The sequence below is a fragment of the Pseudarthrobacter sp. CCNWLW217 genome (assembly GCF_037203985.1).
Taxonomy (GTDB): Bacteria; Actinomycetota; Actinomycetes; order Actinomycetales; family Micrococcaceae; genus Arthrobacter.
The window spans coordinates 365,898-388,257 of record NZ_JBBCBT010000001.1 but is presented as its reverse complement, the minus strand read 5'-3'; the positions used below and the strand labels follow the sequence as shown (position 1 = coordinate 388,257).

Here is a 22,360-nt window from a genome sequence, read left to right as displayed (position 1 = left end):
TTGGTTCGGGATTCAGGAGTTCAGGAGTCGTGACGGGTGCGTTCGGAGCGGCGTCCGTCCAGGGCTGCGAGGGCGGCGGCGATGTCCTGCTTGACGGCGGGTTGGGTGAAGATCAGGCCCTGGTCCAAGGTGGTCTGCCGGTACCAGACGGTGTCCTTGCGGAAGGCCGCGGCGGCGGCTGGATCATGGGCATCGATGACCTGCCATACGGCGGCATACGCCTGGGGGTCGTCCATGATGTCCGCGAGCGGGGAGTGCAGCGAGGCCGTACTGCGTTCTGCTGCCGGTCCGGCGTCGGGAACGTCCCAGCTGTGCTGGCCCGAGCCCACTACGAAGCCTGCGGAGCCGTCCGGCAGAGAGACCTCCGCGGTGGTTCCAGGAGGCACTTTGGCCTCCACCAGGATCCGGTCGCCCACGCGCTTCCACGCAACCTGGGCCAGGCCGTAAGGAGTTTCGTGCGACGTCGAAGCGTGCGTCAGGCTGTTCAGCGGGCGCGGCGCGATGCGGAGTTTCCGGTATCCGGGCGCTGCCGGGGCCAGGCCAGCCACGGTGCGGTGCATCCAGTCTGCGATCGCGCCCAGCGCGTAGTGGTTGAACGAGGTCATTTCGCCGGGGTTGACGCTGCCGTCCTCCAGGATGGAATCCCAGCGTTCCCAGATGGTGGTGGCACCCTGCGTGACGGGGTAGAGCCAGGACGGGCATTCGGTCTGCGTGAGCAGCCGCTCGGCAGCACCGAGGTGGCCCGTCACAGTCAGGGCGTCGGCAACCAGCGGCGTACCCACAAAACCGGTGGCGATCCGGTAGCCGCCCAACCGTGCGAGCTCGGCGAGCCGGTCACCAAGGGCCTGGCGCTGCGCCGGATCGGTGCTGATGCCGAACATCAGGGCCAACGAATAGGCCGTCTGGGCGTCCGAGACCATGCGGCCGGCCGGCGTCACGTATTGGGCCAGGAAGGCCTGCCTGGTCTCCTCGGCGAGCGCAGCGTACTTGCCGTGGTCGGCGTCGTTCCCCAGGACGGCAGCCGCCTGGGCCACCAGGTCCAGGGACCGGAACAGGTAGGCGCTGGCCACAATGTCGCCGTGGGTGCGGGCGGCACCGGGCTTGTCCGGCGGAGCGGCGGGGTCCAGCCAGTCGCCCAGCTGCATCTGGCCCTGCCACAGCCCCGAACTGTCACGGACCTTCAAGAGGGCGTCGGCCCAGTCACGCATGCTGGCGAACTGCCGGCGGAGCAGGCCAGTGTCACCGAAGCGCTCGAAAAGCACCCACGGGACCACGGTGGCGGCGTCGCCCCAAGCGGCCACAGGTGATTCGAGCATGCCCAGGACAGACGGCACGATAATGGGGACGACGCCGTCGCGGTGGCCCTGCTCGAGGGCGAGGTCCTGCAGCCAGGAGCCGAGTAAACCCAGCGAGTCATACAGATAGCTGGCGGTGGGGCTGAATACCTGGATGTCGCCGGTCCATCCCAGCCGTTCGTCCCGCTGCGGGCAGTCAGTGGGCAGCGCCAGGAAATTGCCGCGCATCCCCCAGAGGGCGTTTTCGTGCAGCCGGTTCAGCAAAGGGTCTGAGCAGCCGAACCAGCCGGTGCGGCGCATGTCGTTATGGATCACGACGGCGGTGATCGCCGCCGGGTCCAGCTCGCCGGGCCAGTTGTCCACCTGCGCATAGCGGAAGCCGTGGAAGGTAAAGCGCGGTTCCCATTCCTCCTCGCCACCTCCCCCGAGGCCGTCTTCCGCAGCACCCGGGCCCGCGAGGGTATACGTGTCGGTGGCCGCCGCCTGGCGCAGTGGGCGCAGTGACAGTTCGCCATCTTCAAGGACCTCGGCGTGCCGAAGGGTGATGGTGTGGCCGGGCTCGCCGGAAACCCGGATCCGCAACCGACCCACAAGGTTCTGGCCGAAGTCCAGCACGGTGGCGCCGGAGGGAGTGGTCAGGACTTCCCTAACAGGAAGTTCCTCGATGCGGCGCACGGCCGGGGCCGTGGCCGGGGTGGCCTCCGCCCAGTTCTGATCGGAGTCGACAGCGGCGGGGAGCCAGTGGGCGTCGTCGAAACCTGGTTCGGACCAGCCGGCCTCCGCGCGCCGGGCGTCGAAGGTTTCGCCGGCGTAGATGCCACTGGATACCAGCGGGCCGCCAGTGCGTGCCCGCCAGTCCCGGCTGCTGGCCACAATGTCCTTCGTGCCATCCGTGTATTCAAGGCGCAGTTCCACCTTGACCGCCGGCTGCTCGCCATAGAACGGTTTGGCGAAGCCGTGGAAGCCGTACTTTTCGGTGAACCAGCCACCCGCGAGCCAGACTCCGATGGCGTTGGCACCCGGAGCCAGGAGCGCCGTGACGTCGGTGGTTTCATGATTAAGCCGGTCCGCATAAGCCGTCCAGCCCGGTTTGAGGACCTGGTCATCCACTTCCGTCCCGTTGATTTCTGCCTGGTAGACGCCGTGCGCGGTAGCGAACAGCGTGGCTTTGGCCAGCCCTTCCCGCACCATGAACTCGTGACGCACTTGGCCGGGCTGGCCCAGCGGATAATTTTCGCCCGCAGGGGCGGGCAGACCGATGGCCACGGCCTGCCAGGGACCGTCCACAAAACCGCCCACCAAGGTCAGCGGCGCGCACCAGTCCGAGGTGCCGCCGTCGTTCCCGGTGACCCGGACGTCCACCTCCACCTGCCCGCCCGCGGTGATGTCCGCGAAAGGCCAATCCACCAGCACGGACTCGGGACCTTCGAGCAGCACGGACTCCGACTTCCCGTCCCGCCTCACCCTGACTTCGGCTGCAACTTGCAGCCAGTCTGTGCTCCCAGTGGCAGTGACCCAGCTGAGCCGGGGCCGCGGCTCGGCCACGAACGGGGTATCTGTCCGGTACTCCGCCGATAACCGGCTCACGACGGTCTGCTCGCGGGTGGCTGACTGCGGTGTCAGGGTCGTGTTTGTCACAGAAGGCCTTTCAGGCGGAGGTGGGAGGTGATCAGAGCTGCGATGCGGGGCCCAGCCGGTTTCTACCGGGGTTCGCGGCCTTCGCTGCGGAACCAGTCGAACGCCACCGTGCCGGCGCTGGCAAAGACGCCCGCCACCCGTCCGGTGAAGGACGCGGCGGTTTCAGCCGAGAGGTACCGGCCGTCGAGTTCAGCCAGGGTAACTGGTTGGCCGTCGACGACTGCCTGGAGCGCGATGGTGTCTGAGCTCAGGCTGCCAATGGCGTTGTCCGGGTTCGGTTCGCGGGTCTCGATCCGCAGTTCCACCGGTCCGGCGGGCGCCGGGTGGGTCCACGTCTGTTCAATCGACGAAATCCTGGCCCGGGCCGTAAGAGTGGTTCCGTCCGTTTCAATGGAGTAGTGGTGGGCCTCGTCGTAGCGGACGGCCAGGCCGCCGGAGCCGCTTTCGCTGGCGCTGGCGCCTTCCACGTCCACGAGTGCTGCGATGGTCTCCACCTGGTACTGCTGGCGGCGGCCCAGGAACGCGGGACGGGCATCATCCAGTTTCGTGCCGTCGCTGGTCAGCGTGAGGCGTCCCGGGACTTTCTCTGTTGAGGCAAACGCGCCGGGGAAGCGCCGGACGGCGATCCAGCCGCCGTCGAGCTCCGCGTCCGCGAAGTCATCCTCAAAGGCGCCGCCTTCGCGGGGGTTCAGAATGACCGGCTCCGCGACGGGCCAGTCATCCATCCATGTGACCGGGGTGATGAACGTTTCGCGGCCCAGCGCGGAGAAGGCGCGGGTCATGCCCTTGGGACGCATGCCCAGGAGGACCATGGCCCAGCCGCCGTCGGGCGTCTCCACCAGGTCGCCGTGGCCGGTGTTCTGGATGGGGCGGTCCGTGCTGCGGGCACTCAGGATGGGGTTGGCCGGGTTGGACTCGAACGGACCGGCCGGGGAGGTTCCGCGGGCGATGCTGACGCTGTGCCCGCGCTCCGTGCCGCCCTCGGCGATCATGAGATACCAGTAGTCGCCGCGCTTGTACAGGTGCGGCGCCTCCGGGAACATCAGGCCTGTGCCGGACCAGACACTGCGGGGCTCCTCAAGTGCCTTGCCGGCTTCTAGATCAACGCTGACCTGGAGGATGCCGCCGTGCTCACCCATGTTTCCAGTGACAGTGTCCAGCCCGGAGTAGGTCATGTAGGCCATGCCGTCGTCGTCCCAGGCGAGATCCTGGTCGATGCCGATGGCTCCTTCGATCGCGAGGCCATCGCTCCAGGGCCCCGCCGGATCCTTTGCCGTGAACACCAGGGTGCCGCGGGCCATGGCGTCCGTGACGGCAACGTAGAACAGGCCGTTGTGGAAGCGGATGGTGGGCGCCCAGGCACCGCCGAGGGTGGGCACGTCGCGGGAATCCAGCTGCCCTTCGCGATCCACAACGTGGCCGATCCGTGCCCAATTGACCAGGTCGGTGCTGTGGTAGACGGGGATGCCGGGCAGGTACTCGAACGTGGAAGTGGCCAGGTAATAGTCGCTCCCCACCTTGACGATGCTGGGGTCCGGGTTGAAACCGGGGATCAGCGGGTTGGGCAGGTTCATGCTGCCCCCTCCTCGGAGACGCCGGTCAGGGTGAGCACGGTTTCCAGCGGCAGTTCGGTGACTGACGTGCCAATGCGGAGCGTGTAGTCGCCGGGCTCGTAGGTCCAGCCGTTATCCCAGTAGGCCAGGAGCCGGGTGGGGACGTTCAGGATGGCGGTGGCGGTTTCGCCGGGTCCGGCCCACACGGGGATGGAGGCAACGAGCCAGCGGATGGGGCGGTCGACGGCGGAGCCTGGCTTTTCGGCGTAGATCTGGACGACGTTTTTGCCTAGCCGGGTGCCGGTGTTTGCCAAGGTGACGGTGAGGGGGACGACGGCGCCGGGGGCCGCTGTAACGGGGGCGTCCACACCGTCGAGGGTCCAGGTGGTGTAACCGAGGCCGTAGCCGAATTCGTAGGCCGGTTCCGTGCCGGCTTTGAGCCAGGCGCGGTAGCCGATGTGGATGCCTTCGTCGTAGGTCAGAGTCCCGTCGGGTGCGGGGGTGACGTTGATGACGGGCACGTCTTCCTGGGTGCCGGGCCAGGTGGTGGGGAGCCGCCCGCCGGGTTCGGTGGCGCCGGTGAGGATGTCGGTGAGGGCGTGGCCGAATTCCTGGCCGCCGAAGTAGCCGATCAGGATCGCGGCCACCTCGTTGCGCCAAGGCAGCAGGACCGGGGAGCCGGAGTTCACGACCACGATGGTGCGGGGGTTTGCCGCAGCGACGGCGTGCACGAGCCGGTCCTGCAGGCCTGGCAGTTCCAGGGAGGTCCGGTCGTAGCCTTCGGATTCGACCCGGGAGTTGGTGCCGACCACCACGACGGCGACATCGGCTGCGCGGGCAGCCTCCACAGCATCCCGGATCAGGGAGTCCGGGTCGGCGTCGTCAGCTTCCACGCCGATGGTGATGGCAAGGGCGTTGGACAGGGCACCCTCCCGGTCATGGGTGTCCAGTTCGATCCGGACCTCCAGCGGGACGCCGGCGGTGGCCTGCACTTCGACGGACGCGGACGGCGGTGCCAGGAACGCGGCGCCGAGGTCCGTTCCAGTCGCTTCGATGGTGGCCTCGCGGGCCAGGACTCCGTCGACAAAGATCCGGCCGTGGCCCACGGTGGAGAAGCCGAGCCTGACGGGGCCGGTCTCATCCGGAGTGTAGATGGTGTGGAACTGGACCAGGGAGGACGCCGAGATCGGGGCGTCGCCGCCGAACCAGACCAGGGCGGTGGAGCGGCGATCCTCGGCGAAGAGTTCGTTCCCGTTGGAGTCCAGGAACCGGACCCGCACGCCGGGGGTTCCGGTGGTGGGGTTGGTGAGCTGTTCCAGGGGGAGTTCGGCGATGCCTTCCTGGACCACGGCGCCCACGCTGTAGCTGATATTGTCCGCGCCGAACGCTTCGCGGATCCCGTCCAGCGGGGTGACGATCTTTTCGGGCACGACCGTGGCGGAGCCGCCGCCCTGGGTTCGGGCGTACCGGGCGTTGTGCCCGATCACAGCGACAGTCCTGGCGGCGGCGGGAGCCAGCGGCAACACGCCGTCGTTCTTCACCATGACCGTGCCGGCGGCGGAGGCCTCGCGGGCGAACGCAATGGGGTCCTCACGGTCCACCGGTTCGGCCGCCACGGCCTCGAAGCCTTCGAGTGCGCCGACGCGGGCGGCCAACTGCAGGATCCGGAACACCTTGCGGTCGATCGCGGCTTCGGCGACCTGGCCGGATTTTACGGCCACCACCAGGGCTTCACCCCAGGGGCCGTCCGGGCCCGGCATGGCCAGGTCCTGGGACGCGCTGGCGCTCTCCACGGTCCGCACGGCGGTCCAGTCGCTGATCACCACGCCGTCGAAGCCCCATTCACTGTTCAACGGGGTTTCCAGCAGCTCGTTTTCGGTGGCGGTAGTGCCGTTGATCGAGTTGTACGCGCTCATCACCAGCCACGCCTTGGATTCGACAATGGCCTTCTCGAACGCGAGCAGGTAGAGCTCGCGCAGGGGCCGGTCCGCAACCTTGACGTCCACGGTGAAGCGGTCGGTTTCGGAGTCGTTGGCGATGTAGTGCTTCGGAGTGGCGCCCACGCCGTTGCGCTGGACCCCGGTCACGTACGCCGCGGCAAGCTCGGCCGTCAGGACCGGGTCCTCGCTGAAGGCCTCGAAGTGCCGGCCGCCCAACGGGGACCGGTGAAGGTTGATGGTGGGGCCAAGGACGACGTCCACGCCCTTGCGCCGGGCCTCGACGGCGGACGCGGCGCCGAGCCGGTCGGCGATTGCAGGGTCCCAGGAGGAGCTGATCGCCGCGGCGGAGGGGAAGTTCATGGACGGTTCCCGCTCATCCCACACCTCGCCCCGGACACCAGTGGGTCCATCGGAGAAGAGCATCCGGCGCAGGCCAATTTTTTCCAGCGGCCAGGTGGTCCAGAAGTCGCGGCCGGTCAACAGCCGGACCTTCTCTTCGAGGGTCAGTTCAGCCAGGAGGGACTTCAATCGCGCGTCGGTGCTCTGGTCAGTATTCAAGTCAGTAATGAGGGTTTCCATGGTGGCTTTCTTGGCTGTTCCTGCGGAGGACGTGTGCTTGTGCTGTTAAGGCGCCGGTATGCCTTGGGTCAGGCGACGCCGGCCTGGATGTCCTGCTGGTCCTGGAGTTCCAGGAGGCGGAGCCGGTCAGCACGGTGTTTGGCCTGCCGGTCGGGATCGGGAATCGGCGCGGCCATGAACAGCCGCTGGGTGTAGGGGTGTTCGGGCGCTCCGGTAACCTGCTCGCCGTCGCCCCATTCCACGATTTCGCCGTGGTACATCACGGCCACGCGGTGGCTGAGGTGCCGGACCACCGCGAGGTCGTGGGAGACAAAGAGATAGGCGACGCCAGTGCGTTCCTGGATCTCGATAAAGAGTTCCATGACCCGGGCCTGGGTGGAGAGATCCAGGGCGGAGACGGGTTCGTCGCAGACGATCAGCTTCGGGTCCAGGGCAAGGGCCCGGGCGATCGCGACGCGCTGGCGCTGCCCGCCGGAGAATTCACGCGGGAGCCGGTGCGCGGCGCCGTGCGGCAGCCGGACCTGGTCCAGGAGTTCGGCCACGCGCTTGTTGGCTGCCTGGCGCTCAACTTTGCGGACCGTGAGCGGCTCGGTGAGGATCTGCTCGATGGTCATGGACGGGTTCAGTGACGTATAGGGGTCCTGGAAGACCACTTGGATCTCATGGCTGAGTTCCTTGCGCTGGGCCCGGCTGGCCTTGGAGATCTCCTGGCCGCGGTACTTGATGCTGCCCCCGGTGACCGGGGCCAGCCCGAGGACCGCACGGCCCAGGGTGGTCTTGCCCGAGCCCGACTCCCCCACCAGACCCACGGTTTCGCCGGGACGGATGTCCAGGGACACGCCTTTGAGGGCCCTGAACGGTTCTTTCCGGAAACCCTTGAGGGGGTATTCGACAACAACGTCCTTGACGTCCAGCAGGGTCTCGGTCATGACGTCACTCCTTTCAGTTCCTTGGGCTCAGCCGCTTTTTCGGCGAGGTTGGGGCCAACCGTGGGGTACTGCCCGCGGGGAGCGGTGTCCTCAAGGATCGCGTCCAGCAGCTGCCGGGTGTAGGGGTGCTGGGCGTTGTTGAAGATGGCCCGGACAGGTCCGGTTTCCACCACACGGCCGGTCTGCATGACCGAAACGCGGTCGCAGAGGTCGGCCACCACGCCGAAGTTGTGCGTCACCAGGATGACGCCCATGTTCAGTTCGTCCTGGAGTTCGCGGAGCAGGTTGAGGACTTCGGCCTGGACGGTGACATCCAGGGCGGTGGTGGGTTCGTCGGCGATCAGCAAATCCGGTTCGCAGGACACCGCGCCGGCGATCAGGACGCGCTGGGCCATGCCGCCTGAGATCTGGTGCGGGTAGGCGTTGAAGGTGCGCTCCGGATGCGGGATTCCCACCTTGGCGAGCAGGGCCAGGGCGCGCTTGCGGGCTTCGGCCTTGGAAAGCCCCAAGCACACCCGCATGGGTTCGGTCAGCTGGCTGCCGATGGTGAAGGCGGCGTCCAGGTTGGACATGGGTTCCTGCGGGATGTACGCGATGCGCTTCCCGCGGACCTTGGTCATCTCCTTCTCGGAGAGGTGCGCCAGGTCCTTGCCCTCGAAGAAGATCGAACCGCCGGTGATGCGTCCGCCCTGCGGCAGGAGCCGGAGGATGGAGAATGCGGTCTGGGTCTTGCCAGACCCTGATTCACCCACCAGGCCGTGCACTTCGCCGCGGCGGACCGTCAGGCCCACATGGTTCACCACGTGCGTGGTGGACCCGTCGGGCTGGTCGTAGCCGACGCCCAGGTCGGTGACTTCCAGCAGCAGCTCACCCGCTGTTTCGGTCGGTTCATCGGGATGGACGACGGCGGCAGCACCGCGCTTTTCGGCGGCACCTTCAGCGTCGGCTGCTGCGGCTGCTGCCGCGGCCTTGCGGCTCTTCTTGACCGGCCCGCGGCTGCGTTCGAGTTCATCGCGCATGGCGTTCGCGAGCAGCGTCAGGGCGATGCAAACGAGTCCGATGACCAGTGCCGGCCACAGTACGAGGGTGGGAGATTTGAAGATGTTGATGAAGCCATCGTTGAGCATGCTGCCCCAGGTGGGGATGTTCAGGTCGCCCAGGCCCAGGAACTCAAGGCCGGCCTGGATGGCGATCGCGATGCCCAGGACCATGGCCGACTGGATGATGACCGGGGCCCGGACCACGGTGAGGATGTGGCGGGCGATGATCCGGAAGTCACTGAGGCCGGAAACGCGTGCCGCATCCACGTACAGCTCGTTGCGGACAGCGGTGACGGAGGCGTAGACCAGCCGGAAGAATGCCGGCGAGAGCATCACGCCGAAGATCATCATGGACAGCCACATGGACGGGCCCAGCACGGCCCGGGCTGCCAGCAGCACCACCATGCCCGGCAGGGCCATCATCAGGCCGGTGAGCCAGGAGGAGACGGCGTCGAACCAGCCGCCGTAGTAGCCGGCGATCAGGCCGGCGGTGACGCCGAGGACCATTGCCACAACGAGGGCCACCAGCGCGCCGGCGAGGCTGAACTGGCCGGCGAAGAGCAGGCGGCTGAAAACGTCCCGGCCCGCGCTGTCGGCACCCAGGAGGTGTTCGGACCCCGCTTTGGCCAGCACGTCCTTCAGGTTTGCGGTGTTGGGGTCGTGGGTTGCCAGCAGCGGCGCCAGGGCCGAGGCAAGGGCAACCAGGACCAGGATCAGCAGCGATGCCGCGCCCGTGGGGTGGGTCAGGAGCCTGCGGAAAAGGGAAACCTTGGCTGCCGTGGTGGGCAGTGCGAGGGGTGTTTCGATCATGACAGCCGAACTTTCGGATTGAGCCAGCCCTGGGCGAGGTCGATGATGAGGTTGACGGTGACCACGATGGCGGCCGTAGCGACGACGACCCCCATCACCACCGGAATGTCGCCCTGGCCGGTTGCGGCGACGGTGATCTGCCCGAGGCCGGGCAGCGCGAAGATCTGTTCCACAATGACGGCGCCGCCCAGCAGCCCGATGAACTGCACGGCGAGCACAGCCAGGGCGGGGCCGCCGGCGTTGCGCAGCACATGCTTGTAGACCACGCGGTTGAAGGACAGGCCGCGGGCCCGCAGGGTCCGGACGTAATCCTGGCGGAGGGCGTCGATCAGCGAGCCGCGGACCTGCTGGACCACGGCGGCGATGCAGCCGATGGAAAGGGCGATGATCGGCAAGGTGACGGTGGCCGCCCAGCCGCCGAACGACGTCGTAATCGGGACATAACCGGTGGCCTTGAACCACTTGAGGTTCAGGGCGAACAGGGACACCAGCCCCAGGGCGATGAGGAAGCCGGGGATGGCGAAGCCCAGGACGCCCACAAACTGGACCACCCGGTCAACCCAACCGCGGCGGACGGCTGCCCAGACGGCCACAACGATCGAGACAACGGCGGCGATGATGGTGGCGCCCAGGACCAGGGAGATGGTGACGGAGACGCGGCTGCTGACACCGGCCGTAACGAGTTGGCCGTTGAACCAGGATCGGCCAAGGTCGCCGGTCAGTGCGCTGGTGAGCCAGTCCCAGTACTGGACCAGAAGCGGCCGGTCCAGGCCCAGCTGGCTGGCCTTCAGCGCAACCTGGGCATCGCTGGCCGTGGGACCCACGATGCGGCGGGCGATGTCACCACCGCCTGCGTAGAGGAGCAGGTAGGCGACAGTGGTGATGACGAACAGCAGGAGGACACCGGAAAACAGGCGCCGCAGCACGAATCGGTACATTCGAAAATCCTTAGGGAAGGTTCCTGAGGCTGCCGGACCGGACCGCACTGTTCAAGTGCGGCCCGGCGCGGCAGCTGTCCGCTAGGAGGCGGGGGTGAAGGACCAGAGGAACGGGTACGCGTTACCCGTCTGGACCTCGACGTTGGTCTTTGCGTCGGTCACGAAGCTGGACTGCGGGCGGTACCACGGGGCAAACCAGGCCTGCTCCACGATGTACTTGTTCAGTTCCTTCGCTGCGGACTTCTGCTCGTCCTCGGAACCCAGGTGGATCTTGTTGACCAGTTCATCCACCTTCGGGTCCTGGTAGTTGTAGGGGTTCCAGGGTGCGTTGGGAGTGAGCTTCATGTTGATCAGCTGCCAGTCGGACTGCTGCTCGAGGATCATGTAGCTCACGCCGAACTTGGGCGCCAGGAGGTCAGCGATGAAGTTGTTGCCCACATCGGTGAACTGGGCCGTGATGCCCACGTCCTTGAGCTGCTGGGTGATCAGCGCCGGGATGGTGTTGCCCAGGAGGGTGGAGGAGGGCAGTTCCAGCGTGAGCCCGCTGGCGTAACCGGCCTCGGTCAGCAGCGCCTTGGCCTTCGCGGGGTCGTAGCTGTAGCGGGAGTCCAGGGACTCGTCATAGGCGTCCGACGACGGCGGGAACACTTGCGTGGTCAGCTCGCCATGGCCCTGGCCGATGGATTCCAGCATCGCCTTGGAGTCGAACGCGTAGTTCAGCGCTTGGCGGACGCGGACGTCTGCCAGGGCCGGGTTGGTGGTGCCGGCGCGGTCGAAGATCAGCAGGCCGGACCAGTTCAACTGGAGCGGGTTGACCTTGTAGCCGGCTGCTTCGATTTCGGTGAGCGTGTTGTTGTCAATGGTGTTGGCGGCGTTGAGCGTGCCGGACTTGATGGCGTTCAGCAGCGAGGTCTGGTCGCCGTAGACGTTCAGGACCAGGTTGTCGTAGTGGACCAGATCCTTGTCCCAGTAGTCCGGGTTGGTTTTGTAGGTGTAGGACGTGCCGGTGACGGTGGCGGCGGTGTCCAGGATGTACGGTCCGGAGCCGACTGGGTTGGTGGCGATGTCGGCGTTGCCGAAGGAAGCCGGGCTCTGCATGAACGACGCGTCCTTGGACAGGTAGTTCAGGAACGCCGGGTCCGGAGCCGACAAAGTCAGTTCCAGGGTGGTGGCATCCACTGCGGTGGCGGTCTGCAGGGCCGCGAGGAACTGCGCGTCCGGTGATGTGCCGGCCTTGAAGCGCTCGAGGTTCTGCTTGGCGGCGTCGGCGTTGAACGGAGTGCCGTCGGTGAACTTCACGTCGTCGCGAAGTTTCAGGGTGAGGACGGTCTTGGCCTCGTTGTACTTCCACTCGGTGGCCAGCATGGGCACCAGCGTGCCGTCCGGCTCCATGCGGATGAGGGTGTCGTAGACGGCCTGGTAGAACGGCGACAGGTTGGCGAACTCGGACTGGTCTGCTGCGAACGTCTTCGGCGCCAGAAGCGTGCCGAGGGTGAGGGTTTCGGAGGACTGTTCTCCGGAGGCGTCTCCACCGGCAGAGCAGCCGGTGAGGCCTAGGGCAACGGCGGCGACAAGAGCGGCCATTCGCTTGGATCGGAACATCTTTGGTCCCTTTCACGGTCAGTGGCGTCCACCATGGACGGCCATTGGGAAAGACCGTAACATGAAAACCTAGTGGGTACTAGGTTTTTATTTTGAAAAGCTGAATCGTCCGTAATGTGACGCGACCCACAGCGGTTGACCAATTGGCTTTCCGCCCCTGAAAACTACCTTGTTAGGGTTATGTGATGACTGACACCCCTGCCACTGCGGTCGCCGAGGCACCTCGTCGGGGCCGGCCACGGGGTAGCTATGCCAAGACCGAAGCCCGCCGCCAGGAGATCCTCACGGCCGCCTTCGAGGTGTTTTCGACGTCGGGCTACCGCGCGGGATCGCTGAAGGATGTGGCCGACAAAGTGGGCCTCAGCCAGGCTGGGCTGCTGCACCACTTCCCCAGCAAAGAAGCCCTGCTGGAAGCTGTCCTCACGCTGAGGGACGAGGAATCCATCACCCGGACGGGCGCATTGACTGCCCAGGGGATTGAGATGCTACGCGGCCTCGTGGAGCTCACCCGCTACAACACCACGATTCCCGGCCTGGTCGCCCTGTACTGCGTCCTGTCGGCTGAAGCCACCGATCCCGACCATCCGGCCCACGAGTACTTCCAACGGCGCTACACCTGGGTCCGCGGCACCATGACAGAAGCCTTCGACGAGCTGGCAAGGCAAGGCCAGCTGCGTTCGGGCATCGCTCCCTCCACCGCTGCACGCCAGCTTGTGGCACTCATGGACGGCCTGCAGGTGCAGTGGCTGCTGGACAACGACTCCGTGGACATGCCGGCCGAGGTGGTGGCGTTCCTGGAGGCCGTCACCACGGAGAAGTTTTAGCCGCGCACTGCAAGCGGGCAACAGCAGGTCAGCGCAGCCCTACAGCGCCGTGAGGCCTCCGTCCACGGTGAAGATCCCGCCGGTGGCGTAGGCGGAGTCGTCGCTGGCGAGGAAGACCATAATGCCCTCCACGTCCGCTGCCGTCCCGGGACGGCCCAGCATGGTGGAATTCACCAGGCTGGCGCGGCTGACGGGGTCCTCGGCAATGGCCTGGACCAGCGGTGTTTCGGTGTAACCGGGGACCACGATGTTGACGCGGATGCCGGCGTGCGCGTAGTCGGCTGCAACTACCCTCGCCAGGCCATGGACCCCGGCCTTAGAGCTCGTGTAAGCGGTGAATGTCTGGCCGCAGGCCACCACGGCGGTGGGGCTGCCCGTGCAGATGATGGAGCCGCCGCGCCCTTCCATGGCCCGGACGGCATGTTTGAGCGTGAGGAACGCGCCCCGCTGGTTGATGGTGACAGTCTTCTCCCAGACGGCCAGGTCCAGGTCCCCCACCTTCGCGTCCTGGCCGAACAACTGCACGCCGGCGTTCGCCACCACCACATCAAGCTGCCCGGCCGCTGCAACCTCGGCGTAGGCAGCCGCCACACTCGCTTCGTCCGAGATGTCCATCCGGAGGGCGAGCGCGCCCGAAGCCCCGGTGGCGGCGGCGGCCTTTTCTGCAGCTTCCACGTTGATGTCGGCGAAGTAGACCGTGGCCCCTTCGGCGACAAAGCGCTGGGCAACGGCCAGGCCAATCCCCGAGCCAGCCCCCGTGACAAGGGCAGTTTTTCCTTCAAGACGCAGACCCATGGGGTCTCCTTTCACATAGGGGGCGCGGCCGTCGGAAGGCGGCAGCAAAGAAGTGGGGGGCATCAGCCCGGAGCCGGAAAATTGCTTTCCGGAAAGTGGACGCCGGCGGCAGACCATGGTCCGAGCGTCAGCCGCCCGGCTGCGGGGTCGCCGTCGTTATTTGTACTGAAGTCGATGGCAGCGGGGGTCTCCTGCCCGAAAGCGGCGCACACGGCGCCGCTGGCACTGACACCGTCCGGAAGCCGAACGTCCACGGCAACCGGGGAACCGGAGAGGTTGCCGGCAAAAATGACCAGGCCTGCCCGCGACCGCACAGGGTACAGCGTCACCGGCCCCGCATCGGCGTCGACCGACAACACCACGGAGTCCCGGAGCCCGGCGAGCTCCTTCAGTAGTTCACCGGCCGGATTCAGCTGGCCATCGGCGCCGCTAATGCCCGTTGGGCCGGATGCCTCGAAGTAACTGACGGAGGCTACCCCGTCCATGGTCAGCGCATTGATACTCGCCAGCGTCCATGCGGCGGTGAACGGCTCGCCCTGCAGTTCATCGGCTTCCGCCTCCGATTCGATACCGGACGTGGCCACGGCGTTGAACCGCGGCAGCAGCGTCACTGGACCAACGTGGACCGGCCTTCCGCCGCCCAGGCGCAGCGCGTTCTGGGCCACGAGCCGCTGCATGGGCACGCTGTCGATGACGTGTGCGGCCTCGGTACTATGCATCTGCGGCGTAATGCTGAACGTGAGGGCGTCGGAGTCCGACGGCGTGCGGCTGCTTTCGCGGTTCAGTTCCGTGAAGTGCGCCCGGGTTCCGGCCAGGAGGCTTCCGCCGAACCCTGCGGCGTGTGCCGAGTCCTTGAGTTCCGCCCAGGTGTCTGGCTCAGTAACGTGGCTGGCAGGATGGAACACCGCGAGCCGCTTGGCTTGCGGCAGATAGGGTGCGAGGTCTGCGACGGCGCCAACCGGGTCCGCGGTCACTGCCCGGATGTCCAGTCCGGCTCCGTGGATGGAGGCGGCGGCCGCCGCGGCCGCCAACCGGGCTGTCCAGAGTGATCGGTCGGCGTCGTTTTCTTCGTCGACAAGTTCAACCACAAGGGCGTCGAGCCCGGGGATCTCCGGGAGCACCCCGGGCTGCGACCCAGCCCCCACGGCCAAGGCCGGAACCCGGCCGGCTTCAGCGCCAATCCGCGCGGAAACCGCTGTGGGCAAACTGGAAGCAACGCGGGCAGCCACTGCGGCCGCCTCCACGGCCTCCTGCGGCTCCAGCGTGGCCGCCTCGAGGAGGACGGACTGCCGAACAGTGTCCCCGGCTGCGACGGCCACCGGGAAGGGAAGCGACAGCGGCGTGCTGTACGTCTTGAAGGACGCATCCGTCCAGTTCCGCTGGTCCTCGGTCTCAAAGACGTCACCGGTGAACGAAAGACGGAAGGCGGTGCCGGCGTCGGCCCACTCAAGTGCCGCGATGTCCGTAAAGGGCTGGTGCGGGCTGATGTCGTGAGGAAACTGCGCGGCTGTGCTGCCGCCGTCGGGGTGTTCCACCGTGATTTCCCGGCCGGCCTCAGCCGGAGGATGGAGCACCACTAAGCCGATCCGGTTGCTGCGGAAGGCCTGCCCAGCGGCACCTTCAAAGGAAATTTCCACGGTCGCGGGAGTGAATTCGGCCGTCAGTTGGCCGTCATACTCCACGCCGTATCCGGCAAAGGCTACGGCCCAGCGTACCTGCAGGCCGTCGTCGTCCTGCTTGATCTCGACGTTTCGAACCGAGGGCTTCGGAGTCCGCCAATTGTGGTCCCGGACTACGGCTTTGACGGCCCGCAGGACCTCCCGGCCCGCGTAGCTGAGGTGTGCGAGTTCGTCGCCCACAAGCCGGGCAGTCCACGGTCCGGCGGAGAGCAACCGCACGGGGGGTGCCAGCCTGGCCTGGACGGAGGGGGACAGTTTCGGCGGACCGGTCAAGGGCTGGGAAGACACGTCACTGCTCTCTGCCTGGCCCGGGGCTGCTGTGGCCCGGCGGCCCGGCGTCGCTAAAGCAAACTTAAGAGGGCCTGTGAGGCAGGCCATATCCGATTATGGAATTATCGCTGCATACAAGTCAACCGGTTGACCAATAGTTGGACGACGCAGAGGGCCCGAATGGGGTCAGCCGGAAAGCTACTGCGAGGCGTCAAAACCGGCGAGCAGCCGGCGGGACGCGGTTTGCATGTGCGAGCGCATGGTCTTGGTGACTGCCTCGGAGTCGCGGGCTTCAAGGGCGGTGAATATCTCGGTGTGCTCCTTGAGTGCGGCCGCAGCATGGCCTTCGTCCGTCAGCGCGCGGTCCACCCAGATGCGCAGCAGGGAGCGAATGCTTTGGAGCAGCTCCTTGAGAACCTGGTTTCCGGAGCTTTCGGCGATTTCGCGGTGGAATGCGGCATCGGCTTCCACAAAGGCCGCCAGGTCATTGAGCGTTTCGGCCATGGTGGCCAGGTTGCCCCGCATGCGCTCAAGGGCCTCATCGGTGATCCGGTCGGCGGCGAGCTGCGCGGCCTGGACCTCCAGGCCACTGCGCAATTCCACCAGTTCGCGGGTCCGGGGCGCGCCGAGCATCAGGCCCCAGCTCAACGTGCGCGGCAGGAGTTCGGAGATGCCGTCACGAAGGTAGGTGCCTGACCCGGGCCGGACAATCACAATCCCCAGGATCTCCAGGGCAGCAAGCGCCTCACGCACCGCGGACCGGCCAACACCCAGGGAGGCGGCCAACTGGCGCTCCGCGGGGAGGCGCGTTCCGACGGCGATATCACCACTGGTGAAATACGCGAGCAGGCGCTCTGCGACTTCAGAGACAACGGAGCCCTGGCCCACGGAACCGAGCGCTGCGCTGATCTTGGCCGTCGATGCGGCGGAGTTTATGGACACATCCCAAGCGTAACAACCGGCCCCTGCCCCGGCCGCCAACCCTGGACTTCCAAAAAAACAACACGTCAACCGGTTGACCAATTTACGTTTCGCTCTTATCGTTGAAGTCACACATGCTTTAGCCGCCGGTCCGGTCCCCCCCTGCCCTCCGGCGATGAAACAGCCCCCCCAAGCCTCCAGAGACGGACGCTGCCGGGAACATCAACATCTAGGAGTCAACGTGGACACCACACAATCGGTGGTCGAAAAATCCGCAATCAGGAAAGTGGCGATCCGGCTCGTGCCGTTCGTCGCCCTGATGTTCTTCATCAACTACCTCGACCGAACGGCCATCTCGTTTGCCGGCCCCAACGGCATGAACACAGACCTGGCCCTGTCTGCAGCACAGTTTGGCTTTGCGTCCGGCGTCTTCTTTATCGGCTACATCCTGCTGGAAGTTCCCAGCAACCTGGCCCTGCACAAGTTCGGCGCCCGCCGCTGGCTGGCCCGCATCATGGTCAGCTGGGGCATCGTTTCCCTGTTGTTCACCTGGGTGGGCAACGTGGAACAGCTCTACGTCCTCCGCTTCATCCTGGGCGTGGCCGAGGCCGGGTTCTTCCCCGGCGCCATCCTCTTTCTGAGCCTCTGGGTCCCGTCACGGCACCGCAGCAAGATCCTTGCCCTGTTCTACTTGGCCCAGCCGCTGACCACAGTGATCGGCGCCCCGCTGGCCGGCCTCCTCATCCAGCAGCACGGCCTCTTCGGACTTGAGGGCTGGCGTGTCATGTTCTTCGGCGTCGCAGTCCCGGCAATCATCGTCGGCATCGTCGCCTGGTTCTACCTGGCTGACTCCCCCGCAAAGGCCAAGTGGCTGACGCAGGAGGAGAAGACCTGGCTGACCGGCGCACTGGAGAAGGAAAAGAAGGAAACCGCGGCCAGCAACAAGCACGTCAGCGTCCGCACCGTCTTCGGCAACGGCCGCGTCTGGATGCTCTCCGCCATCTACTTCGGCTTCATCTACGGCCTCTACGCCCTCGGCTTCTTCCTCCCCACCATCATCGCGGGCTTCGAAGGCATCTACGGCACCAAGTTCGATGTCCTGCAGAAGGGCCTGATCACGGCCATCCCGTACCTGCCGGCAGCGTTCGCCCTGTACTTCTGGTCCAAGGACGCCACCAAGCGCGGCGTCAAGACCTGGCACATTGCACTTCCCGCCCTCATCGGCGGCCTCAGCATCCCGCTGGCCCTGTTCGCAGGTTCCCCGGCGGCCACCATCGCTGTCATCACCATCACGGCCATGTCCATCTTCGCGGCCCTGCCCAACTTCTGGACCGTGCCCACTCAGTTCCTCACCGGCGCAGCAGCCGCCGCAGGGATCGCCCTGATCAACACCATCGGCAACCTGGCGGGCTTCAGCGCGGGCTACGTCACCGGCTGGCTGAAGGACCTAACGGGGGGCTACACGGTGCCGATGTTCGTCGTGGGCGGCTTTATGCTCCTCTCCTCGATCCTCATGGTGGCACTCAGCCGCTCCGGCAAGGTCAGCGAGGGCATCCCCGCCGAGGCACTGGATCCTGCGGGCGCCGGACACCACTCCGAGCCGTAAACCAGACCCGGGGGCGTCCGTTTTACCCGCGGACGCCCCCGCACCAATCCAACTAACCGGTGGTCGAGCCACCGGAGCGAGCAATAACTCCAGGAGCCTTTTCCCATGACCCGCCTGTTCAACGAACCTTCAGCTTTCGCTGACGAAATGATCGAGGGCTTTGTCGCCTCCCACGGACGCTGGGTGAAGCGCGTTTCCGGCGGCGTGGTCCGCAACACCAAGAGCACCCCGGACACGGTGGCGCTGGTCATCGGCGGCGGCTCCGGACACTACCCGGCGTTCGCCGGGCTCGTGGGCCAGGGCCTGGCCCACGGCGCCGCGATGGGCAACCTCTTTGCTTCCCCGTCCGCCCAGCAGGTCTACAACGTGGCCAAGGCCGCCAACAACGGCGGCGGTGTACTGCTGGGTTACGGCAACTACGCCGGCGACGTCCTGCATTTCAACCAGGCCCAGGACCGCCTCCGGGCGGAAGGCATCGACTGCCGCAGCATCGCCGTCACCGACGACGTCTCCTCCGCCCCGCCCGCCGAGCGCACCAAGCGCCGCGGCATCGCCGGGGACCTGACCGTTTTCAAGGTGGCCGCCGCTGCAGCGGAAGCCGGTTACTCCATGGACGCAACAATGGAAATCGCCGAACGCGCCAACGACCGCACGCGCTCCTTCGGCGTCGCGTTCACCGGCTGCACGCTGCCGGGCGCGGACCATCCTTTGTTCTCCGTCCCGGAGGGCCGGATGGCCGTGGGCATGGGCATCCACGGCGAGCCCGGCATTGATGAAACGGACATTCCGACGGCGGATGAGCTTGCCGAACTGCTGGTCGCCAAACTCCTCACCGAAGTGCCGGAGGGGCTCGACGCCAGAGGTGCCCGCGTGGTCCCCATTCTGAACGGCCTGGGCAGCGTCAAGTACGAAGAGCTTTTCGTCGTCTACCGCCGCGTCGCACAACTCCTCGCCGAGGCCGGCCTGGAAGCGGTTGACCCGCAGGTGGGTGAACTCGTCACCAGCTTCGACATGGCCGGCACGTCCCTAACCCTTTTCTGGCTCGACGACGAACTCGAGGCCCTCTGGGACGCCCCCGCCGACGCCCCGGCCTTCCGCCGCGGCGCCGTTACCGCGGAAGCACTGGAAGCCGGCGACGGCGAACTTGCCGAGGCCGAGGCGGTCATCCCGCACGCCACGGAAGAATCCCGCGCCGGCGCCGCGCGTGTCCTCGCCGCCCTCGGCGCCGCGAAGGCCGTCGTGGATGCCAACGCCGATGAACTGGGCCGGATCGATGCGATCGCCGGCGACGGTGACCACGGCATCGGCATGGAACGCGGCGTCCGCGCCGCCGTCGAAGCCGCAACGGACGCCGTCGCCCGCGGCGCCGGTGCCGCCACTACCCTTCACTTTGCCGCGGATGCCTGGGCCGACAAGGCCGGCGGCACTTCCGGCGCCCTCTGGGGCATGGCCCTGCGCGCCGTTGGGGACGCCGTGGGAGACAGCAAAGCGCCCGACGCCGGTGCTGTCGCCGCCGGTGTCGCAGGAGCCGCGGCCGCGATCATGGACTTCGGCAAAGCCAAACCCGGCGACAAAACCCTCGTGGACGTCTTGGTTCCCTTCCGTGACGCGCTGGCATCCGGCGTCGGTGCGGGTAAGTCCCTCACCGAGGCCTGGGCCGCCGCCGCAGTGACCGCGGAGCAGGCCGCCGAGGACACCGCCCAGCTGCTGCCCCTTATGGGCCGCGCCCGCCCGCACGCCGAGAAGAGCCTCGGCACGCCGGACGCGGGTGCCGTATCCATGGCACTGATCATCCGAGCCATCCACAACACGCTCATCGAGCGGACAACCATTAAGGAGAAAGCATGAGCGCCAAACTGCGCCTGATTGTTGGGGCCGACGACGCCGGTTTCGAGTACAAGGAAGCCCTGAAGGCTGATTTGGAGGCCTCCGAGCTGGTCGAATCCGTCACCGATGTTGGGGTGGACGCCACCAGCCACACCCCGTACCCGTCCGTGGCCATCGCCGCCGCCGAGCTCATCGCCGCCGGCAAGGCCGACCGCGCCCTGCTGGTCTGCGGCACCGGCCTTGGTGTGGCTATCGCCGCGAACAAGGTCCCCGGCATCCGCGCTGTTACCGCGCACGACAGCTACTCGGTTGAACGTTCCATCCTGAGCAACAACGTCCAGGTCCTCACCTTCGGCCAGCGCGTTGTTGGCCTGGAGCTCGCCCGCCGGCTCGCCAAGGAATGGCTCACCTACACCTTTGACGAAACCTCGGCCTCGGCCGGGAAAGTCACCCTGATTAAGGACTATGAGGGTGTCACTTCGTGCTAATACCCCGATAAAACCGAAGGCCATCATCGGCGTCAGCCTGAAGATGTACTTCGGCTACCAGCGCTCGGTGGACTACTGCCGCGACGTGGCCGCCATCGCGTTCGCGCACCCGGCGGTCCAGGCCGGCGACATCGAGCTGTTCGTCCTGCCCACGCTCCCGGTTCTGCCCGAGGCTGCCCGCATCCTGGGACCGGCGGGAGCCGCCGCGGGCGCCCAGGACATCTTCTGGGAAGACGAAGGCGCGTTCACCGGTGAAGTCGGCGGCAAGACCGTGGCCGAGCTCGGCGGACGCTACGCCGAAGTGGGCCACGCCGAACGCCGCCGGATCTTCGGCGAGGATGACACAGTCATCGGACTGAAAACGGCCGCCGCCTACCGCAATGGCCTCACCCCGATCCTGTGCGTCGGCGAACTGCAACGGGGATCCGTGGAAGAAGCAGTCACCCGCTGCTCCGCGGAAATCGACGCCGCCCTCCACCGCGCGCAGTCCCTGGGACCGGCCAGCCGGACCATCGTGGCCTACGAGCCGCAGTGGGCCATCGGCGCCCCGGAACCGGCGACACCGGATTACATCAGCGCGGTCATCACCGGGCTGGACGCGCACCTGCGCAGCCTGCCCGGCCAGGCGGACAGCCGCGTCATTTATGGCGGAAGCGCCGGACCAGGCCTGATCACCAAGCTGGCCCCCGCCGTCGCCGGCCTGTTCCTGGGCCGCTTCGCACACGACCCGAAAGCGCTGAAGACCATCCTGGATGAGACGGCTGCAAGGATGACCGCTGCGGAGGTGAGGGTATGACCAGCCTCGGCACCGGCTCACGGATCGGGCAGGGTTCAAGAATTGGATTGAGCAGCTACGCCTTCTTCTGGCAGCTCTCGGACAAGGTCTCCCAACCGCTCAGTATCCATCAGGCGCTGGAACGGACCGCCGCGCTCGGGGTGGAACTGTTCCAAATCTGCGACTACGCCCCACTCGAAGCGATGCCGGATTCCGAGCTGGAGGCCGTCCGGGCCACCGCGGACCGGCTGGGCATTTCCCTTGAGCTCGGCACCAAGGGCATCCGCCCGGAGCACCTGAGGAAGTTCCTGCGCATCGCCGGCATTCTGGGCTCGCCCCTGCTGCGGACCATGTTCAACGTCCCGGGCCACACCCCGACGCCGGAGGAAGCCGTGGCGATCTTCAAGGAGGTCCTGCCCGAGTTCGAGGGCGCCGGGGTGAAGATCGCAGTGGAAACCTACGAGCAGGTCCCCACCAATCGGATCCTGGACGTGATCCGCGGAGTGGGCAGCCCGTACCTTGGCATCTGCGCCGACCCGGCCAACACGGTCGCGGCGCTGGAGATGCCTCGCGAGGTGATTGACGCCGTCGCGCCCTATGTCCTGAACATGCATGTCAAGGACTTCGCGTTCAGCCGCAAAGACGGGTGGGTCGGATTCACCTATGCCGGCGCACCGCTCGGCGAAGGCCTGCTCGACTACGACTACATGGTCAGCAAGTTCGTGCCCCACCAAAGAAACATCAACCAGATCGTCGAACACTGGCTGCCGTGGCAGGACTCCGAGGCGGACACCATCCGCCTCGAAAACCAGTGGACCCAACAAAGCATCGAATTCCTAAGGAGCAAGTGA

16 protein-coding genes are annotated in these 22,360 nt (G+C 66.5%); 6 read left to right on the top strand and 10 right to left on the bottom strand.

What is annotated here, in order from left to right:
* Positions 1-20: 20 nt before the first annotated feature.
* The 7 genes from V9L18_RS01800 to V9L18_RS01770 all read right to left on the bottom strand — a co-directional run bounded on the left by V9L18_RS01800 (position 21) and on the right by V9L18_RS01770 (position 12,324).
* Positions 21-2,933, bottom strand: coding sequence for a family 78 glycoside hydrolase catalytic domain (locus V9L18_RS01800; RefSeq protein WP_337345457.1), 2,913 nt, complete (start codon positions 2,931-2,933; stop codon positions 21-23).
* 62 nt (positions 2,934-2,995) lie between these two features.
* The gene (locus V9L18_RS01795) at positions 2,996-4,507 is read right to left on the bottom strand and encodes a glycoside hydrolase family 43 protein (protein ID WP_337345456.1); all 1,512 of its coding nucleotides are present in this window, start codon (positions 4,505-4,507) and stop codon (positions 2,996-2,998) included.
* Positions 4,504-7,005 carry a beta-glucosidase family protein gene (locus V9L18_RS01790; protein ID WP_337345455.1) on the bottom strand — a complete coding sequence of 834 codons (2,502 nt, stop codon included), beginning with the start codon at positions 7,003-7,005 and terminating at the stop codon, positions 4,504-4,506. The genes V9L18_RS01795 and V9L18_RS01790 overlap by 4 nt, the downstream gene beginning before the upstream one ends.
* Positions 7,006-7,073: 68 nt before the next feature.
* Positions 7,074-7,934 carry an ATP-binding cassette domain-containing protein gene (locus V9L18_RS01785; protein ID WP_337345454.1) on the bottom strand — a complete coding sequence of 287 codons (861 nt, stop codon included), beginning with the start codon at positions 7,932-7,934 and terminating at the stop codon, positions 7,074-7,076.
* Positions 7,931-9,784: a dipeptide/oligopeptide/nickel ABC transporter permease/ATP-binding protein gene (locus V9L18_RS01780; RefSeq protein WP_337345453.1), complete on the bottom strand. Its 1,854-nt coding sequence runs from the start codon at positions 9,782-9,784 to the stop codon at positions 7,931-7,933. The genes V9L18_RS01785 and V9L18_RS01780 overlap by 4 nt, the downstream gene beginning before the upstream one ends.
* Positions 9,781-10,722, bottom strand: a complete 942-nt coding sequence (locus V9L18_RS01775; protein ID WP_337345452.1) for an ABC transporter permease — start codon at positions 10,720-10,722, stop codon at positions 9,781-9,783. Before V9L18_RS01775 ends, V9L18_RS01780 begins: the two co-directional genes overlap by 4 nt.
* An 81-nt stretch (positions 10,723-10,803) precedes the next feature.
* A complete protein-coding gene (locus V9L18_RS01770) occupies positions 10,804-12,324 on the bottom strand; it encodes an ABC transporter substrate-binding protein (RefSeq protein ID WP_337345451.1) in 1,521 nt (506 codons plus the stop codon).
* A 185-nt stretch (positions 12,325-12,509) separates the two neighbouring features.
* Here V9L18_RS01770 and V9L18_RS01765 point away from each other — a divergent pair, with 185 nt between their 5' ends.
* Positions 12,510-13,148 carry a TetR/AcrR family transcriptional regulator gene (locus V9L18_RS01765; RefSeq protein ID WP_337345450.1) on the top strand — a complete coding sequence of 213 codons (639 nt, stop codon included), beginning with the start codon at positions 12,510-12,512 and terminating at the stop codon, positions 13,146-13,148.
* Positions 13,149-13,187: 39 nt separating this feature from the next.
* On the opposite strand, the gene V9L18_RS01760 is transcribed toward V9L18_RS01765, so the two are convergent.
* From V9L18_RS01760 to V9L18_RS01750, 3 genes are all read right to left on the bottom strand, one after another.
* Positions 13,188-13,943, bottom strand: coding sequence for an SDR family NAD(P)-dependent oxidoreductase (locus V9L18_RS01760; RefSeq protein WP_337345449.1), 756 nt, complete (start codon positions 13,941-13,943; stop codon positions 13,188-13,190).
* Between the two features lie 62 nt (positions 13,944-14,005).
* Positions 14,006-15,910, bottom strand: a complete 1,905-nt coding sequence (locus tag V9L18_RS01755; protein WP_337345448.1) for a hypothetical protein — start codon at positions 15,908-15,910, stop codon at positions 14,006-14,008.
* A gap of 180 nt (positions 15,911-16,090) precedes the next feature.
* The gene (locus V9L18_RS01750) at positions 16,091-16,834 is read right to left on the bottom strand and encodes a FadR/GntR family transcriptional regulator (RefSeq protein ID WP_337345447.1); all 744 of its coding nucleotides are present in this window, start codon (positions 16,832-16,834) and stop codon (positions 16,091-16,093) included.
* Between the two features lie 220 nt (positions 16,835-17,054).
* Here V9L18_RS01750 and V9L18_RS01745 point away from each other — a divergent pair, with 220 nt between their 5' ends.
* From V9L18_RS01745 to V9L18_RS01725, 5 genes are all read left to right on the top strand, one after another.
* Positions 17,055-18,419, top strand: coding sequence for an MFS transporter (locus V9L18_RS01745; protein WP_337345446.1), 1,365 nt, complete (start codon positions 17,055-17,057; stop codon positions 18,417-18,419).
* Positions 18,420-18,524: 105 nt separating this feature from the next.
* Entirely contained in the window at positions 18,525-20,267 is a 1,743-nt protein-coding gene (locus V9L18_RS01740; protein WP_337345445.1) for a dihydroxyacetone kinase family protein, read from the top strand.
* Positions 20,264-20,734, top strand: coding sequence for a ribose-5-phosphate isomerase (locus V9L18_RS01735; RefSeq protein WP_337345444.1), 471 nt, complete (start codon positions 20,264-20,266; stop codon positions 20,732-20,734). Before V9L18_RS01740 ends, V9L18_RS01735 begins: the two co-directional genes overlap by 4 nt.
* Positions 20,718-21,530: a triose-phosphate isomerase family protein gene (locus V9L18_RS01730; protein ID WP_337345443.1), complete on the top strand. Its 813-nt coding sequence runs from the start codon at positions 20,718-20,720 to the stop codon at positions 21,528-21,530. Before V9L18_RS01735 ends, V9L18_RS01730 begins: the two co-directional genes overlap by 17 nt.
* Complete coding sequence (locus V9L18_RS01725) at positions 21,527-22,360, top strand: sugar phosphate isomerase/epimerase family protein (RefSeq protein ID WP_337345442.1); 834 nt, start codon at positions 21,527-21,529, stop codon at positions 22,358-22,360. Before V9L18_RS01730 ends, V9L18_RS01725 begins: the two co-directional genes overlap by 4 nt.

Bases quoted from the DNA above. Each gene is read 5' to 3' on its own strand.
- V9L18_RS01785 (WP_337345454.1), bottom strand. From the start codon at position 7,934: ATGACCGAGACCCTGCTGGACGTCAAGGACGTTGTTGTCGAATACCCC.
- V9L18_RS01765 (WP_337345450.1), top strand. From the start codon at position 12,510: ATGACTGACACCCCTGCCACTGCGGTCGCCGAGGCACCTCGTCGGGGC.
- V9L18_RS01735 (WP_337345444.1), top strand. From the start codon at position 20,264: ATGAGCGCCAAACTGCGCCTGATTGTTGGGGCCGACGACGCCGGTTTC.
- V9L18_RS01760 (WP_337345449.1), bottom strand. From the start codon at position 13,943: ATGGGTCTGCGTCTTGAAGGAAAAACTGCCCTTGTCACGGGGGCTGGC.
- V9L18_RS01790 (WP_337345455.1), bottom strand. From the start codon at position 7,005: ATGGAAACCCTCATTACTGACTTGAATACTGACCAGAGCACCGACGCG.
- V9L18_RS01775 (WP_337345452.1), bottom strand. From the start codon at position 10,722: ATGTACCGATTCGTGCTGCGGCGCCTGTTTTCCGGTGTCCTCCTGCTG.
- V9L18_RS01795 (WP_337345456.1), bottom strand. From the start codon at position 4,507: ATGAACCTGCCCAACCCGCTGATCCCCGGTTTCAACCCGGACCCCAGC.
- V9L18_RS01725 (WP_337345442.1), top strand. From the start codon at position 21,527: ATGACCAGCCTCGGCACCGGCTCACGGATCGGGCAGGGTTCAAGAATT.
- V9L18_RS01780 (WP_337345453.1), bottom strand. From the start codon at position 9,784: ATGATCGAAACACCCCTCGCACTGCCCACCACGGCAGCCAAGGTTTCC.
- V9L18_RS01740 (WP_337345445.1), top strand. From the start codon at position 18,525: ATGACCCGCCTGTTCAACGAACCTTCAGCTTTCGCTGACGAAATGATC.
- V9L18_RS01770 (WP_337345451.1), bottom strand. From the start codon at position 12,324: ATGTTCCGATCCAAGCGAATGGCCGCTCTTGTCGCCGCCGTTGCCCTA.